The following is a 714-nucleotide window of genomic DNA, read 5'->3' on the forward strand; positions in this document are numbered from 1 at the left end:
CTGCTTTACCATTTCCGCCAACTCTTTTGCCGTTATTTTTTCGGCATTTTCGATTTGCGGGGCTTTGTTATCGTCTGCCATACTCTTAACCATTTGGGAAATTAAAGCCGTGTATGGGCTTAAAATAAACGATTGTGCATTGGGGCGGGTAAATTTTCCAAAACCCAACGGGGGTTGTTGTGCAAAATGTACCGTCCAAAGTGCATTATCATAAGGGCGTCGGAATTCCACAACGTCGCCTTAACATCGGGGTAATAATCGGCGGCGGCTCGTTGGTATCGCTTTTTTCGCTCCGGCTTTTCCTCCCCCTTAACCCGCAATTTCAATTCGTTTTGCCATTTTTGGGGGTGTACCAAAACAAACGGTACGTCGCACATGGCAATTATAGTTTTCAATTTCTCGAACTCAGATAACAGTTTTTGAACCCGGAACGCCTTACCGGGGTTGTCGGTTATATCATCCGGGCGCAATTGCACCTTTTCGACAAATACCAACGGGCGGCAAATACTTTTCATGTACTCAAACCACTGTTTCAACTCCATAAGGTCGCCCGGCATTTTGATAACCTCGGTTTTGTGGTTCGGACGCCAAACAGCAATCCCCCCGGTTTTTCCGGGGTCAATTCCCACTACTGCTGATATTCTTATATTTTTTTCCATAAATAACCTCCTGCACTTTTTAATTTATTATTTACGCATCTATTTATATTTGATT

General features: G+C 43.8%; 1 protein-coding gene. It reads right to left on the reverse strand.

Annotated features, from left to right (window positions below):
- Positions 1–119 precede the first annotated feature (119 nt).
- The gene (locus ACFFUV_RS23485; RefSeq protein ID WP_390198368.1) at positions 120–659 is read right to left on the reverse strand and encodes a RuvC family protein; all 540 of its coding nucleotides are present in this window, start codon (positions 657–659) and stop codon (positions 120–122) included.
- Between the last annotated feature and the right edge of the window lie 55 nt (positions 660–714).

The organism is Vibrio olivae (assembly GCF_042428525.1).
Lineage (GTDB): Bacteria > Pseudomonadota > Gammaproteobacteria > Enterobacterales > Vibrionaceae > Vibrio > Vibrio olivae.